Genomic DNA, 15,631 nt, shown 5'->3' on the forward strand with positions numbered 1-15,631 from the left:
GCGCGAGCACCGCGCCCTGTTGGAGCAATACGCTTTGATCGCCAGCATGAGTGCCAGAGGCAACTGCTACGACAACGCAGCAATGGAGAGTTGGAACCACAGTCTGAAGGTCGAGGCCATCCATGGTGAACACCTCGCCACACGGGAGCAGGCCAAGGCTCATGTGTTTGACTACATTGAGGTTGACTACAATCGGATCCGGCTGCACTCGACCCTGGGCTACCTCAGCCCAGAGCAGTACGAGCTGGCCAATGTCGCTTAGATAGGTGTCCGTAAATCAGGGGCAAGATCAAACTATGCTGGATGCGAGCGGCCAGAATAGGTGACATCGCACACCAGTGCGCGATCCACTATAGCTGGTAGTCGCTCGGACCTTGCTCAATTCCGTACCTGCCGCCCTCTACCGCCTTTGATCTTCGCTCAAAACCGCATGTCGTAGTCGGCCTGCGCGGCCAGTTCGCGCTTCATGGCCTTGAGCCAGGGCTTCAGTTGCCTGGGGTCATCAAACACACGCAGGTCTTGTTCGAAAACGCGGACGCTGGTGCGCAGCTGGTTGATGTTCGTGTTCAACATGGACTTGACGTTCCTTGGCGACACGGGATACCCCGGCCTCATACCGACTCGTATCGCGTACTCGATCTTGACCTCGGACAGCTCCTGATCGAGGCCGCGCAACTGCTCTTTCAGAATCTTGTTCCAGCGCGTAAGCCTCTCCTCGCTCACGCTCTCCAGCACGGACTGATCGATGTGTTCCAGCTCCAGCTGTAACTCGAGCAAGTCGAGAAGACTCTTGTTGGCGTAAGCCTGGTTGACCCGTTGCATCAACGTGGCCTTGCGCTCCCGCTCAACGGGGTCGGGCTCGCGATCGGGATGGAGCACGCTGGCCAGCTTACGGTAGACCTCCCGGATCGACAGGTGCACCTCCGTCTCCTCGGCGCGTGCTCGCTCCTCGGCTGCGGCACGCTTGGGTGACTGCTTGCGCTTCGCGTGGTGCGCTGCTTTCGCCTCATGGCGGGCGCGCTCGCGCTCCTCTTCCTGATCCAGCTGCTCCTGGAAGTGAAGATGCAAGTCGTCGACAGAAGCGAATTCGATGTCTTCCGGGATATCGACGCCGAGTACATCCTGCATCACGTCGCGCATCGCATGGATCGCGGCCGCTTCTTCCTCGGCACTTGACGCGTTGTAGCGCTGGAAGATTTCCTCGATAGCGGGATCGTCGACGACGGCGAGCAAATCGCTGGCGACAAGGATGATCAGGTCCTCGACCGTCTGTCGCTCAGCATTCGTCAGGCCTTTGGTATCGTGCGCTTGATCCAGGCGATTCACCAGCTGAGACCGCAATGCATTGAAGCTGCCCCGCAGCGGCAGCAGCTCGTCGTTGAACTTGCGTCGGAAGTCGGTACCGAAAGCTTCCCAGTCGGCCAACGTCGCACGGCGCTTCTCGATCTTCTCGATCAACGTGTTGAAAGCCTGCTGGCCCTTCGACGGCGTACGCGCGAGGCCGTGTGTCGTGGTACCCACCGGGCCAAGGATTTTCTTCGTCATGAAACAGATTTTCTGAGCGAATGGGCGATCCTGCCATTCTACGCCGGGGGTACGCAGGTTCTGCGCTTGGGTAGAGATGAAGTCCGGTTGCCCCTGCCACCTACACGCGTATTCCCGGTCACCGTATCGTCAGCGTGACGGTGCGTACAAACGATGCAGGCCATGTCCTTGCGGCACTCGCCGCAGCGCATCTGCCTGCTACCCGGGTCGTCAGATCGAAGGGGCGGACTAGCGTTTTCGTGCCACCTGAACAGGCTGACGGCCTGTGGATCGCGTTCCGGGAACAACCAAACCCCCGACGTCCACGTCGACTGCATCCAAACACCGCCACCGACGCATCCAAGCCTTCGAGACCACCCAACGGAAGGTACCGAGATGCTTGCGTCGCACTTGGCACGTCGTAATGGAAGCCGCTACACACTCCGCGTTGCCGCCCTGGCGGGGGCCCTGGCTGCCCTGCCCTTCACCGTAGGCGCCGCCGCGGTCGTCCGGGACTCGCCCGAAGGAAAGCTGGGCGATCAGCTGGTCCAGCGGATCGATACGGATAGCCCAGCCGCGCTCCGGGCATGGGCGGAGCGTGTCGTCGCGCCCACCATGCCCAAGGACGACCGGGCGGCCTTCGTGAGCGAGCTGATGATCGCCAACCGCGAGAGCGGCGGCCTGGAGGTCGTCGACCGTCGCACCGATCCACGCCAACCCGGCATGCTCCAGTTGGCGGTCAAGGCGCGCCGCGACGGCCGGCAGGGCCTGTTTGTCCTCGGCGTCGATCCGAAGCAGCCCGACAAGCTCGCCCAGGCCACGCTCTTCCCCATGGAGGATCCCGGCCTTTATGCGGCATGGCCGAAGGGGCCGCTATCCCACGAGCGGATCGCCGAGCTCGTACGAGCCGCGATCGACAGGCTCGCCGCCGCAGACGAGTTTTCAGGCTGCGTGACGGTCAAGGCTTCCGGGACCATCCTGGTCAATGAGTGCCGGGGCATGGCCGAGCGGTCCTTCGCCGTGCCCATCGACGATCGCACCCGCTTCCACGTCGGATCGATCGGCAAGATGTTCACGGCCGTCGCGATCGCGCAATTGGTCGAGTCCGGCAAGCTCTCGTGGAAGACAACCCTGGCGCAGGCCTTGCCCGAGTATCCGGATCAGCCACTCGCCCAGCGCATCACGCTCTGGCAACTGCTGCACCACACGGCTGGCCTGGGCGATTTCATGGTGGACGAGTATTTCCAGCACCGCGAACGCTATATCGACCTTGCGGACTACCTGGATCTCATCGCGCACCAGCCCGTCACCAGCGAGCCTGGCAAGCAGTGGAGCTACAGCAACGCCGGTTACGTCCTGCTCGGCCGGATCGTGGAGAAGGCGTCGCACGAAACCTACGACGACTACATCCAGCACCATGTGTTCGCCCCCGCCGGTATGGCATCCAGTGGCTTCGACAGGCTGGACGATGTCGTGCCCAACCTTGCCACTGGCTACTACCGGGAAGGCGTGTTCTCCCGCGACTGGAAGGCCGCATGGATGAAGCTGGGTGCCAAGGGTGGCCCGGCCGGTGGTGGTTACTCGACCAACACCGACCTGATCGCCTTCGCCACGGCGCTGCGCGACGGCACCTTGCTCAAGGCGGCCACCTTGTCGACACTCTTCGACGATGAGGTGCCGGCGGGGCCAGGGGCCTACGCCGCGGGCTTCGGCGACCGGCTGTCCCACGGCGCGCACATCCGTGGCCATACGGGCGGCATCGAGGGGACCACAGCCAATCTGCAGATCGTCTGGGAGACCGGCGCCGTCGTGGCGCTCACCAGCAACGAAGGACCGACGCAGAATTGGATGCTCGCCGAACACATCGCCGACCTGCTTGCCACCGAGGCGCCGGCATCACCGACGCCTTGAACCCATATTCGATTACGACCGGAGCGAACCCATGGATGCCGTCTACCTGATTCCCCTCATCGTATTGGCCGCCCCCGTGCTGGCCATCTTCTTCGTACTGCGCTATCGCCACATGCAGACGCAGGCGCGCTACCGCATGCTGCTGGAGCTGGCCGACAAGGGCTTTACGCTGCCCCACGAGCTGCTTGTTGAACAGCGCATGGAGTACTCGGAACGCCGCCGTGCCCTGGTGCTCATCAGCGGAGGCCTCGGCCTGACGATGATGCTGCTCGCCCTACCCGGCCACCTGGACGATGGCCTGAGCATCCGCAGCCTCTGGGGTCTCGGCCTCCTGCCGTTGATGACCGGACTCGGCTATCTCGCCAGCTGGTGGTTGAACCAGCGTGGTGAGGCGCATGGCTGAGCGCGGCATCGGCGACATGGACAGGGCGCTCATCAGGCGCGTCCTGGCCAGCGACGATCGACGGGCATTCGACCAGCTGGTGCGTCGGTACCAGGGCATGGTGCGCGCCCAGCTCAGGCGATTGACGCATGGCGACGACGCCGCGGCGGACGATCTCGCGCAGGAAACCTTCCTGCTGGCTTGGAAGAAGCTGGATCAGTTTCGCGGCGATGCGCTGTTTTCCACGTGGCTCTATCGCATCGCCTACAGCTGTTTTCTCCAGGCACGACGCCGGTCAAACTGGGGCGATGTCCGCGGCGATGACGAAGCTACGGCCTCCCTATCAGCACCGCCGCAACGGCTTGACCTGCAACTGGATCTTTCCCGTGCCATGCGACTCCTGTCCGATGGCGAGCAGTCGGTGTTGCTGCATTGCTTTCAGCTCGGCCTGAGTCATGAAGAGACGGCCTATGTGTTGGACATGCCACTGGGCACGGTGAAGAGCCACGCCTTACGCGGCAAGCAGAAGCTGAAGTTATGGCTTACCGCATGGCAACATCCTGATCACCACGGAGACACCGCATGACACCCGACAACGACGATGCGATCAACGCACTGCTGCGCGCAGGGTTCGACGGCCCGGTCGCGGACGACGGTTTCACGGACCGACTCATGCAACGCCTGCCGCCACGCCGCCGCCCGGTGCCGTGGCTAGCGGTGGCCGGTGCCGGTATCGGATTGATCGCAGGCTGTCTCAGCCTGTGGCCGAGCCCGGTGCTGCATGCCGGTTGGAGCGACTGGCTACATAACCGCCCCTCGACTACCGCCGTCACGCTGTTGCTGGTCGTGGCCGGCATGTCGCTGCTCGGCCTGGGCTGGGGCCTTGCGGAGTCCGATGACTAGGCATGGGCCGGCGGGAGATCAGCCCATCAAGCGACGTTCCCGCAGCAGCTCGACAATCCGGGCCGCGAGAAAAGCCGGCGATTGCTCCGAGCTGTCCAGACGAAGTTCCGGGCTATCCGGTACTTCATACGGATCGCTGATGCCGGTGAAGTGCTTGAGCGTCCCCGATCGTGCCTGCGCATACAGGCCCTTTGCATCGCGCGCTTCGCAGACATCGAGGGGTGTGCTGACATGCACTTCGATGAAATCGCCGTGCGCCTCCACCAACGCGCGTGCCGCGTCCCGGTCTTCGCCATAGGGAGCGATCGGGGCGCAGATGGCGATACCGCCATGCCGGACGATTTCCGCGGCCACGTAGGCGATGCGGCGGATATTCGCCGAACGGTCGGCCCGTGAAAAGCCGAGACCTACCGACAGGGTTTGCCGCACTTCGTCACCATCGAGCAAGCTGACCTGCCGCCCGGTGGTTTCGAGGATGCTGGCCATGAGCGCCTGTGCGAGGGTCGACTTGCCGGCACCGGACAGCCCCGTGAAGAAAATAGCGCATCCGCGCTTTTCCGGATGCGGGAAACGCTCGCGAAGGATGGCCTCTACGTCCGTATACGTGAACCAGGCCGGGATAGGGTTACCGTCGCGCAGGTGCCTGCGCAGTTCGGTGCCCGAGACGTCGCTCACGGCTTCACCGGGATGCAGTTCGTCGGTGCCGACATAGGCCTGCCGTGATGGCGAATACACCATCGGGGCGAAAGGAAGCACCGTGATACCCAGTTCGTCGGCGTGTGCCTGAACCAAAGTCTGCACGGCTCGTGCGTCATAGAACGGCCGCCCCGCCGCATCTTTTCCCGGACCGGCATGGTCGCGCCCGACGATGAAAAAGTTCGCGCCGAAATTCTTGCGGATGATGGCATGCCATAGCGCTTCGCGCGGGCCCGCCATACGCATGGCCAACGGCAGTACCGACAGTTTCACCGCCTCTGGCGGATAGTGCTGCACCAAGGCGCGATAGCAGCGGACACGCGTATACGTATCGATATCCCCGTCCTTGGTCCGCCCGACGACAGGATGTAGCAGGAGCTTGCCATCCACCGCAGCCATGGCACGGCGCGTCAGCTCGACGTGCGCGCGGTGCAGCGGATTGCGTGTCTGGAAGGCGACGACGCGTTCCCAGCCTTGATCGGCAAGATGGGCGCGCATCTCGCGCGGCGACATCCGCAGATCGACGAAGTCGTGATGAGCCGGCCGTTGCACGCCGTGAACGCGGCCGCCCAGGTACACCGGGCCCCGCCTCTGCAGGTCGGCGACACCGGGATGATGCGCATCCAGCGTGCCGTAGACCTGCAACGCCTCGCGCGCCTTGTCTGGGCGGAAGATATCCGACAGGGTGAGTATCGCGAGCGCCGTGCCCTGCCCGTCGCGAAGCACAACCTTCTGGCCGATCGACAGCGATGCCGCGGCGTCTTCGGAGATATCGAGCGTGATCGGCATGGGCCAGAGCGTGCCATCGGCCAGGCGAAGGCCCTCGACCACGGCATCGTAGTCCGCTTCACCCATGAAGCCATCCAGTGGCGAGAACGCGCCATCGAGCAGCAGTTCCAGATCACACAGGTGTCGATGATCGAGCACGACGCTGGGCAGCGTACCGGAGGCACGCCTCATAGCGAGGGCCTCGGCCTCCGGCAGGTACAGCGCCTTCAGCACCCCACCGTGCGGCTCGACCAGCGTGGTCAAACGATGGTCACCTGGTTGATGTTGTTTTTCGGGTCCGCCCAGAACGCTTCGTTGGCGAACCGCCCGAAGACCTCGCGCGGCAGGACGGGCGCGCGCTCGACGGCCTCGACCTTGGCGCGGACCACATGCAGCCCCGGCATGCCCACGCGGGCATCGAATTCGTCGGCGCGGTATTCGATATGGTCGAAGTCGTGCTCAAACCAGGGCTCGCCCAGGAATCGATACACCGCGCGCAGGGAGGCCTCGGGATTGCGTACCAGGCTCTCGTAGGTCAGCAGCATCAGGTGATCGCGCGCGCAATCGCCGTAGAACGCTTCCTTCGTCGCCTGGTAGGCGAAACCAACCATGCCACGCGGATCGGTCAGGGCCTCGACGCGAGCGTACACCGTCGTATTCGTGTCATAGCGAAACACCTTGCTGACGCTCACCGGCTGTTTGAGCACCAGTCGCTCCATGCTGTCGAGCACCCACGCCAGCTGACGCACACAGGCGATGACCTTCACCTCGGGGAACAGTGCCTTGAGCAGGCCCATGCGGCTGCACCACAGCCGGCTCATGTCGAATACCACCTCGGGCCGGGGATCGGTCGAATAGAAGTTTTCCACCAGGCCGCGCAGCACGGCCACGCGCTGTTCGTCCGTGACATCGAAGGCAAAATCGTTCTTGCTGCTGGCCTCAGCCACCACCACGCCCATGATGTCGGCGACGGGGCTGGTCATGCCGGCGCGGAAACGCGGATTCTGGTTGAGGATGGCGGCGAGCAATGTGGTGCCCGCGCGCGGCAGGCCGGAGATGAAATGGAACCGGCGCTCTGACATGCGGTACTTCCTCTATCGGGGTGCGGGCGCCGTGGATGCACGCAGGCGCATTTGGTAATCGACTTCGACCATGCGCGGCTCTCCCTTGCCAAGCAGGCCCATCAACAATTCTTCTGTCGCCCGCTTGCCCATGTCGCGCACCGGCTGGTGCACGGTGGTGAGCAGGGGCCACACCCGCGTCGCGATCGTGGTGTCATCGAAACCGCAGATGGAGACTTCGTCGGGCACCTGCACGCCAGCTTCGGCGGCGGCCCAGATGGCACCCACGGCCATATCGTCGTCGGCCGCGAAGATCGCGGTGGGCCGTTGCTTCAGCTTGAGCAACTGGCGAGTGGCCTTCACGCCCGATTCGAAAGAGAACTGGCCCTGCACCATGTAGTCGGCGCGCTCCGCCAATCCCGCGCGCTTCATCCCGTCACGGTATCCCGCGAGGCGCCATACGCCGGCGCCATGCTTCGGATCGCCGATGATATGCGCGATGCGACGATGCCCCAGCGCGACGAGGTGATCCACCATTGCCGCGGCGGCCTCGCGCTCCTGCAGGATGATACCGGCGATGCCCTTGGACTTGCGCGGCGCGATGGAGGCGAATGGAAGCTCCGTGGCGCGCAGGTGGGCGAGCAACGCCGGGTGGTCGGTAATGGGTGGCGTGAGGATCAGGCCATCGGGACGATGCCGCCACAGGATGCCTTCGACGCGTTCCATGAAATCGCGCGCCTTGGAGTCCAGCGGCTGCACCATCATGCTGTACTGCTGCGCCTCGCAGGCCTCCTGCACGCCCGCCTGCACTTCCATGACGTAGCTGGGCGACAGGTTGTCGTAGAGCAGCCCGATCATGAACGAGCGATTGGAGGCCAGGCTGCGCGCCGATGCGAGCGGCCGGTAGTTGAGTTCGGCCACGGCGGCCATCACTCGGTCACGCACCTCCGCGCGCACGCCGGGCTCCTGGTTGAGCACGCGCGAAACGGTCTTCTTCGACGTATCGGACGCACGAGCCACATCGTTGATGGTCACGCGCGACATGAAGGCCTCTTCAATGCTTCGTTCCCTGGGTGACTCCCGCGGCCACCTGCTCCACGGGCGTATTCCAACCGGATACCTCGACCACCGTACCGGCCGTGTCCTGCGCCGGGTAGCGCGCCGTGAGCACGACGGATTCGCCGGGCCAGAGCGTGACGTCATTGTCAGTCCACCTCACGGGCAGCGCAAGCTCGCCCTGCGCGCCGCGCCGTATCGTCAGATGCTCCTGCACGGCGGCCGACGGCGACGAGGAAGGCACGGAAAGCGTCACGGTGGTGACCTCCTCGCTCCCCTCGCGCACGGTCGAGGCTCGGACCTCACGGATCGCCTTGGGCAAGGACGCCAGGGCGGTGAAGTCGCCATACTCCGTGACCGGCGTGAGATACCAGTTCGACTTCGCCCAATCGAGCGTGTCCGCTCGCGTGGATAGCCAGTAGACGTTGCGCCTCAGGGGTTTTCCGTCCTTCTCGGCCAGCTCCAGTTCGATGAAGTAGACCGTGGACAATCCCGTAACCGACGGCAAGTCGAGCACCGACTGTGCACGGTTGCCCGGCAGTTCGATGTCCTGCACGTGTTTCTGGAAGCGCACACTGCCGTCGAGGTTGCGGACCTTCACCGAGGCCTGCAATCCATGACGCTCATCCAGCGTGTGGTTCACCACCACGATGGAGCGCGAATCGTACGAGTACTGGACATGCACCGGCTCGTTGGCCTTCTTCGCACCGTAGTACGCACCGGCTGGATTCATGTAGTAGTCGTACAGATGCCAGTGCAGGGACGGCCATGCACTGTTGAGCATCCAGTAGATGACGCCCGTGGCCGGGTTGTCGGCGCCCATGCGAGCGTTGAAGGCCTCGAACTGCGCGCGCACGTTGTCGTAGTTGTCGAGCTGCGCCTTGGCCACGTAGTCGGCCAGGTCATGCGGCGCGCCATAGCGTTTTGCCAGTGCGATATCAAATGGCGTGAGCACGGCGAAGGTCGACCAGTCAGCCGACGCGTGGTATTGCCGGGCCTCCGGATACTTCCACAGGGCTTCCTGTTCCTGCACCGACAACATGCGCTGCAAGTCCTCCAGGCGCGGGATGACCGCACCTGCGCTCACCTCCGAATCGAAGCCGAAGGCCGCACCCAGCTTGTCCGCGTACCAGTACGACGGCGGTATCCAATCGTAGGGGCCCGCCATCTTCATGCCGGACGGACCGGCTTCCGCCGTCGCCTCGGCCACGGCCGCGGAAATGACCGGCAACGTCCAGCCTTCCTCGCGCAGCGTATCCGTATACATCTTCGACAGGGCCGGCGGAGGGGCATGGTCGCTGCCGATGTAGAAGCCGATCACTGACGGATGGTTGCGCAGCAGCCGAGCCTCGCTGGCCATTGAGGCCTTGGCGACGCGCATGTCGGCATCGTTCCACGGCTCGCCACCGGTCTTCGCGGCAGCCTCCCACTTGTCGCAACACTCCCAGCCGGCCAGCACGAGGATGCCGTTGCGATCGGCCAGATCGTAGAACCGGTCGTTCTCCAGCTTGCCCTCGCTGCGAATCGTATTGATGCCGAGGTTCACCACGTAGCTAAACTCGGCGTCCATGCGCGCGGGATCGTCGCGCAGGAACATGTCGGGTGCCCAGCCGCCACCGCGTATCAGCAGGGGCTGACCGTTGATGGTGAACTGGCGATAGCCCTGGCGCGTCAACGTCGATTCAACGCGGCGCACGCCAAAACTCGTCGTCACCCGATCCGACAATGCATTGTCGACCGTCGCGGTCACCGCCATCTGGTAGAGCGGGTGCTCGCCCATGCCGATGGGCCACCACACCTTGGGATGGTCCAGCGTCACGGCCGGCGCCGATCCGGAAGCCAGCGACACCCGTTTCACCTCGCGAGGCGCGAGATGGACCGTCTGTTGCACCGGCTTGTCAGCCGCCGTGCCGGAGACGGTGACGTCATGGGCCACCGTGTCCAGGTTCTTCGCCGTCACGCTCACGGCCAGCGTCACCTGCGTAAGATCCGTTGATAGCGTGGACGCCACATGCGGTGCGCTCAACGCCACGGGCCCCGTCTGCACAATGTCCACCCCGCGCCACGGCCCCATATTGTTGTCCGGCGGCGTGGGATTCCAGTCTACCCAGCCAATGGACAGGCTCATCCGCGGATCGCCGGGATACACCTTCAAGGCCACGGCGTTGGAACCCGCGCGCACCCATCGCGTCACGTCGATATCGTGCTCGGGATAGGCTCCTGAGAGATCTGCGCGATCGGCGACCTTCTGCCCGTTCACCCACGCGTCCGCACCAGAGATGATGCCGTGGGTGCGCAAAAGAATGTGGCGTTTTCCGGCCACCTTCGGCAGCTCGAAGCCCGCCCGGTACCACCATGGCGTCACGAACAGGTTGCCGCTGGCATCGGGCACCTGCACGGCGCGGAGGTTGTCGCTGTGGAACACGTCGGTCTTGAAGACCTCGTTCTCCAGCAACCCGGCCATGACCGTGGCACGACCGGATACCGGATACCACTCCTTGGCCGTGAATCCACTGGCGGAAATCACCGCCCCACCCTGCTGGGCTTTCGCGTCGTCCTGGATCTGCCACTGCCCGATGGGGCTGACGACGCCCATCTCAGCGGCGAGGCGCGTATCGGCATACGTGGTACCTGCCACAGCCGCCGAGCCCGGAACCAGGCTCATCACGATGGCGGCGACAAAGGCCGTGCGTACTGCGTTCGGCATGGCGTCAATGCTCCCTGGCGGCCGTTGGCTGGATCTCGATCGGTGCGAAAGGCCACGCACCGTTCACGCGCGCCCACAAGGCGAAGACGACCAGGCCAGCGACGATCCACGCGCCCGACAACATCAGCGACAGCGCCGAGGCGGACACATAGACATACACCCAGCCCACGAGTGCGATGATGCAAGGCACCGGATAAAGCCACTGCCGGTACGGCCGATGAAGCCCGGGCTCGCGTCGTCGAAGCACGATAAGGGCCGCTACCTGGGCAATGGATTGCACCAGGATGATCGCGGTCAACAGCATGTTGATGACTTCGGTCAGGTCGAAGAAGGTGCCGATGGCCGTGATGGCGCCCATGGTCAGCAGGGCCACATGGGGAAAACCGTCCTTCGCATGGAGCTTACCGAACGTCGAAAGGAACACCTTGTCCCGCGCCGCCTCGAACGGCACCCGCGAACCGCCGAGCAGGCCGGTGAACACCGAGGCCAAGGCCGTGATGATGATCAGGGCCGTCATCACCGCCGCAGCGGCGTGGCCCCAGCTTCGCTCCACCACCAGCGACGCGACGGACTTGGAGGTCGCGATCTCCCGCCATGGCGCCACGCCCAGCACGCTGATGTTGAGAAGGAGATAGACCACCATCATCGCCGTGATCGAGATGATGATGGTGCGTGGCATGGTGCGACCGGGATCGCGCAGTTCGTCGCCAATGTACGCCGTGGTGTTGTAGCCCAAGTAGTCGTAGACGCCGATAATGAGGCCGCCACCGAGACCAACGAAGAAGCGCGGACCGAACGCATCCGGCGGAAAGTCGAAAGCCAGCCCGGCATCGAAATGCGAGAACCCGGCGGCCGCCACGCCGATGATCGAGACGAGCATGATCACCCACAGCGCGATGGTGATGACGCGTACCGATTCGATGCGTCGATACAGCAGCCAGGTCACCAGCGCCGTCGCGGCCACGCCGACGAGATGCGACGTCCACCAGCCCATGCCCGGGAAGAAGAATTGCAGGTACTCCACCATGCCGATGATGCCCGTGGACATCAACAAGGGGATGGCGAGCAGCATCGTCCAGATGAAGAGGAACGGCATGAGCTTGCCGGACCGTTCCTGGAAAGCCCTGCGAAGGTACACATAGGTCCCCCCGGAACCCGGCATCGCCGCGCCCAGCTCCGCCCAGACCAGTCCATCCGCCATCGCCAACAAGGCGCCGACGACCCACCCGACGATGGCCTGCGGACCGCCCATGGTTGCGACCATGAGCGGGATGGTGATGAACGGGCCGATGCCGCACATCTGCGTCATGTTGATGGCGGTGCCCGAGAAGACGCCGATCGATCGGTGAAAACTACGCTCGCTCATGGGTCCCCCTACCACTGGCCACGGATGCCGAACATGAACATGCGTTCGGAGAACGTCGAGTGCCCGGGCTGGTTCGACCACGTCAGGTAGTAACGCTGGTACTCGTTGGTCAGGTTCGTACCGTTGAGGAACACTTCCATCTGCTTGGCGAATTTATAGGAGACGGATGCGTCGATGTACGCCTGCGGAGCCTCGTACAGCTCAAGCCCGGTGATGCCGCCCACGCTGTCGGACACGGCGCGCCGCGAACGATAGTTGTAGGCCACACGCGCCTGAAAGCGGTCGTCCTGGTACCACAGGATGAAGTTTCCGGACTTCGTGGAGTTGTCCTGGAACGGGATCTTCTTGCCGGCCAGGTCACGCTCGCCGGAGTTGCTGGGCGCGTACGTAGCGTTCACTTCCATGCCCGTCTTGGAGAGGATGCCCGGCAGGAAGGTGAATCCCTGGCGATAGTCCAGCTCCGCACCCTTGATGCTGTTGCCCGTGCCCTGCACGGGCTGGGTAATGACGATGCAATGGTTGCGCACCACGCCATCTTCGTCGGGTAACGTACAGTTGGTGACGCTGCCGTTCTTGATGAAGCTGTCCACGTTGATGCGGAACAGCGACAGGCTGACCATGCTGGTGGGATTGATGTAGTACTCCGCCGAAGCCCCGAAGTTGGTGGAACGCCAGGGATTGAGGTTGGGATTGCCGGTGGAGGTGCCGTTGGAGACGCGGAACAAGGGGCCATCGGGCGTTTCGGACAAGGAATAGTTCAGCGTCAGGCCACCCGCCCAGGTACTCAGGTTGAGCGGCATCATGTTCTTGGAATAGGCGAAACGGAACTTCAGGCTGTCGGTCGCGTCCAGGGCGAAGTTCAGCGAAGGCAGGATGTCGCGATACGAACGCCGGGTGATCTCCGTGCCCACGTCCTCCGGCTCGTCGCCATAGGAACCCGGGGCACCGCTCAGGTGTTGCGTCACATCGAGCTTGCTATGGATCAGCCGCACACCCACATTGCCGCTGTAGGTCATGTCGCCAATCGTGCCGTTGAAGTCACCCTGCAGATAACCGGATAGCTCCTTGAGCCGCACGCCCCAGGTCGTACCCGGTTCGCCTACCCGCACAGTATTGGGATACAGCGACTTCCAGAAGGCCTCGGGGTTCTTCATGGCATCGGGGTCGAGTGCCCAGAAATTGATGCCTGAGCCGAGCAGGTTGTTGTAGGCCTTGAAGTTATTGGCGAGCGGCGCGGCCGTATTCGGCATGGAGATAGCCGATTGCGGGCCGGCACGGAAGTACCCCAGGTCGTTGCCGGCCGTACACGATCCGCTGTTAAGCACCACGTCGGCGCCCACATAGCGCACCAGGCAACCGTTCGGATCGCTCGCGCCCATGCCGCCGTACACCGGTGTCTCGAAGGTCCATCCCTTGTTGCTCGCATCGCGGATGCTGTTACGCACGCCGAATTCGAGCTTGAAGCCGTCGTTGAAGTCGAACTTTCCGTCGAAACGCAAGGCGTTGAGGGCCACCTTGCGATCGTAGTTACCCGACGATTCCAGCGTCTTCATCGTCCATGCGGCGGGATTGGAGAATGCCGCCGCGAGTTCGGCCGGCGTGCCGATCTTCAGATAGCGGCCGCGGAAGTCCGCCACGATGGGCACGGTGTTCTGCGGAATACCGGTGGGATTGAACACACGGTTTCCGCCCAGTTCGGCGGGGTACACCATCGTCCCGGGAGGTACCGCGTCATCAGGAACGCCATCCTTGAGCACGTTGGGCCAAAGCGCTCCGTTCGAATCGGAAATGTTGACATCGGTTTCCTGGAGCGACTGCGATGCCGTGTCGTGGATACCACGCAGCGTCGCGGTGAAGGGGCCGCCGTCGTCATAGTCCAGCTGCAGGTTCAGGTTCTTCGCCACGGAGAACTTGCGGATCATCTGCGAGTACGATTCCACGTCGCCCGGCCACTTCTGGTACACCTGGGTCGTGTAGATGTTCGACCCTTCCCAGCCGGGCTGCGGCGTGCCGTACGCGCCGAGCGCTGGGCGGCCGGTATCCTGCGACTGCAACGGCACATAGGTCGCGCCCTGCCAGTTGGTCGAGTTGAACTGGATGCCGACGTTCCGGTCGAACTCGTGCTGCTGCGAGTAGAAGTAGTCGCTGGTCAGGCTGAAGCCGTTGCCGATGTCGAACTGGAAGGACGCATTGCCCGACTTGCGCTTGCGCTGGGTGATGATCTGGTTGATGCCGAAGTCCTGACTTCCAAGGAAAACACCGTTCGACTTGCCGTCGCCGTTCACGTCCACGCTGCCGTCGGCGTTCTGCACGATCTTCGACGGGATGGGCGCGCCGTTCCACGGCGAGAGGAAGCCGTTGTAGCCACCGGAACTCACGGCGTTCTCGCCATTGAGCACCGCGCCGTACTGGTCCAGGCCCTCGGTGGAATTCATGCGCCGGGTATCGGAATAGTCACCCGAGATCAGGAAACCCCACCGCCCTTTGTCGTTATAGGAGATCAAGCCATTGGCCTCGGGCCCCGTATGCTTCGTGGTCGATCCGCGCTCGCCGTTGGCCGAGTAGCTATAGGTGAAACCGGAAGGCAGGTCCCACGGACGGTAGGTATGCAGGTCGATGGCGCCGCTGATGCCCGCATCGGTTTCACTCGCGGTGGCCGATTTCACCACGTCCGCGCCGTGGAACAGCGTCGACGGCAGCATGCTGAAGTCGGGTTGCTGGGAGTCGATCTGGTCGGCGGTGATGAACATCTCGCCGTTGAGCATCGTGCCCACTTGGGGCAGGCCACGAACGTCCACCGAGGTGCCCACGCCCGCATCGCGATTGATCTGCACGCCGGTGATGCGCTGAAGCGAATCGGTGATCGTCGTGTCGGGCAGCGCACCGATGTTCTCGGCCGTAATGCTGTCCTGTATGCGGTCGGCATCGCGTTTTACGTCGATGGCCTTCATCTGCGACGCGCGCACACCGGTGACGGTAACCCCGGACAGGTCCACCGCCTTTTTGGCGCCGTCCTGTCCATCCTTGCCATCGTCCTTCTTCGTCGCGGCTGGCGGCGGATTGGGTGTGTCTTGCGGTACGTCGAAAAGAATCGAAGCACCCGCCCTCGGCGACGCGATGGCCAGTAGTGTCATCGCGATGGCGAACGACAAGGGATGCTTACAAAGTGGTGTGGACATGGGCCGTAACCTCGTGACTGTTGCCTGTCGGGAACGCGTAATGCCCGGACGCGCCCGAAGGAGCACGCCGTCGTGGTG

General features: G+C 63.5%; 12 protein-coding genes. 5 read left to right on the plus strand and 7 right to left on the minus strand.

Going from position 1 to position 15,631, the window contains the following annotated elements; translation table 11 throughout:
* A partial coding sequence (locus GAK28_RS11365; RefSeq protein WP_291774508.1) for an IS3 family transposase occupies positions 1-262 on the plus strand: 262 nt, incomplete at its 5' end.
* A gap of 158 nt (positions 263-420) precedes the next feature.
* Here GAK28_RS11365 and GAK28_RS11370 read toward each other — a convergent pair.
* A complete protein-coding gene (locus GAK28_RS11370; RefSeq protein ID WP_291778750.1) occupies positions 421-1,545 on the minus strand; it encodes a J domain-containing protein in 1,125 nt (374 codons plus the stop codon).
* A gap of 375 nt (positions 1,546-1,920) precedes the next feature.
* Here GAK28_RS11370 and GAK28_RS11375 point away from each other — a divergent pair, with 375 nt between their 5' ends.
* From GAK28_RS11375 to GAK28_RS11390, 4 genes are read left to right on the plus strand one after another with little or no spacing between them, the layout of a single operon-like run.
* Complete coding sequence (locus tag GAK28_RS11375) at positions 1,921-3,435, plus strand: serine hydrolase domain-containing protein (RefSeq protein ID WP_291778753.1); 1,515 nt, start codon at positions 1,921-1,923, stop codon at positions 3,433-3,435.
* 31 nt (positions 3,436-3,466) lie between these two features.
* Entirely contained in the window at positions 3,467-3,838 is a 372-nt protein-coding gene (locus tag GAK28_RS11380; RefSeq protein WP_291778755.1) for a DUF6249 domain-containing protein, read from the plus strand.
* Positions 3,831-4,403, plus strand: coding sequence for a sigma-70 family RNA polymerase sigma factor (locus tag GAK28_RS11385; protein ID WP_291778758.1), 573 nt, complete (start codon positions 3,831-3,833; stop codon positions 4,401-4,403). Before GAK28_RS11380 ends, GAK28_RS11385 begins: the two co-directional genes overlap by 8 nt.
* Positions 4,400-4,720, plus strand: coding sequence for a hypothetical protein (locus GAK28_RS11390; RefSeq protein WP_291778763.1), 321 nt, complete (start codon positions 4,400-4,402; stop codon positions 4,718-4,720). Before GAK28_RS11385 ends, GAK28_RS11390 begins: the two co-directional genes overlap by 4 nt.
* 18 nt (positions 4,721-4,738) lie before the next feature.
* On the opposite strand, the gene GAK28_RS11395 is transcribed toward GAK28_RS11390, so the two are convergent.
* Genes GAK28_RS11395 through GAK28_RS11420 form a run of 6 tightly spaced genes read right to left on the minus strand, consistent with a single transcriptional unit; the run spans position 4,739 to position 15,553 of the window.
* Positions 4,739-6,448, minus strand: coding sequence for a bifunctional sulfate adenylyltransferase/adenylylsulfate kinase (locus tag GAK28_RS11395; RefSeq protein WP_291778764.1), 1,710 nt, complete (start codon positions 6,446-6,448; stop codon positions 4,739-4,741).
* A complete protein-coding gene (locus tag GAK28_RS11400) occupies positions 6,445-7,266 on the minus strand; it encodes a sulfotransferase (RefSeq protein ID WP_291778766.1) in 822 nt (273 codons plus the stop codon). Before GAK28_RS11400 ends, GAK28_RS11395 begins: the two co-directional genes overlap by 4 nt.
* Positions 7,267-7,278: 12 nt before the next feature.
* Complete coding sequence (locus GAK28_RS11405) at positions 7,279-8,289, minus strand: LacI family DNA-binding transcriptional regulator (protein ID WP_291778769.1); 1,011 nt, start codon at positions 8,287-8,289, stop codon at positions 7,279-7,281.
* 10 nt (positions 8,290-8,299) lie between these two features.
* Entirely contained in the window at positions 8,300-11,008 is a 2,709-nt protein-coding gene (locus tag GAK28_RS11410) for a sugar-binding domain-containing protein (RefSeq protein ID WP_291778773.1), read from the minus strand.
* 4 nt (positions 11,009-11,012) lie between these two features.
* Positions 11,013-12,374, minus strand: coding sequence for an APC family permease (locus GAK28_RS11415; RefSeq protein WP_291778775.1), 1,362 nt, complete (start codon positions 12,372-12,374; stop codon positions 11,013-11,015).
* 8 nt (positions 12,375-12,382) lie between these two features.
* On the minus strand, positions 12,383-15,553 hold the full coding sequence (locus GAK28_RS11420) for a TonB-dependent receptor (RefSeq protein ID WP_291778778.1): 3,171 nt from the start codon (positions 15,551-15,553) through the stop codon (positions 12,383-12,385).
* Positions 15,554-15,631 lie beyond the last annotated feature (78 nt).

Source organism: Luteibacter sp., assembly GCF_009912395.1.
GTDB lineage: Bacteria > Pseudomonadota > Gammaproteobacteria > Xanthomonadales > Rhodanobacteraceae > Luteibacter.

Bases quoted from the DNA above. Each gene is read 5' to 3' on its own strand.
- GAK28_RS11380 (WP_291778755.1), top strand. From the start codon at position 3,467: ATGGATGCCGTCTACCTGATTCCCCTCATCGTATTGGCCGCCCCCGTG.
- GAK28_RS11390 (WP_291778763.1), top strand. From the start codon at position 4,400: ATGACACCCGACAACGACGATGCGATCAACGCACTGCTGCGCGCAGGG.
- GAK28_RS11375 (WP_291778753.1), top strand. From the start codon at position 1,921: ATGCTTGCGTCGCACTTGGCACGTCGTAATGGAAGCCGCTACACACTC.
- GAK28_RS11410 (WP_291778773.1), bottom strand. From the start codon at position 11,008: ATGCCGAACGCAGTACGCACGGCCTTTGTCGCCGCCATCGTGATGAGC.
- GAK28_RS11385 (WP_291778758.1), top strand. From the start codon at position 3,831: ATGGCTGAGCGCGGCATCGGCGACATGGACAGGGCGCTCATCAGGCGC.
- GAK28_RS11370 (WP_291778750.1), bottom strand. From the start codon at position 1,545: ATGACGAAGAAAATCCTTGGCCCGGTGGGTACCACGACACACGGCCTC.
- GAK28_RS11405 (WP_291778769.1), bottom strand. From the start codon at position 8,289: ATGTCGCGCGTGACCATCAACGATGTGGCTCGTGCGTCCGATACGTCG.
- GAK28_RS11415 (WP_291778775.1), bottom strand. From the start codon at position 12,374: ATGAGCGAGCGTAGTTTTCACCGATCGATCGGCGTCTTCTCGGGCACC.
- GAK28_RS11400 (WP_291778766.1), bottom strand. From the start codon at position 7,266: ATGTCAGAGCGCCGGTTCCATTTCATCTCCGGCCTGCCGCGCGCGGGC.
- GAK28_RS11420 (WP_291778778.1), bottom strand. From the start codon at position 15,553: ATGTCCACACCACTTTGTAAGCATCCCTTGTCGTTCGCCATCGCGATG.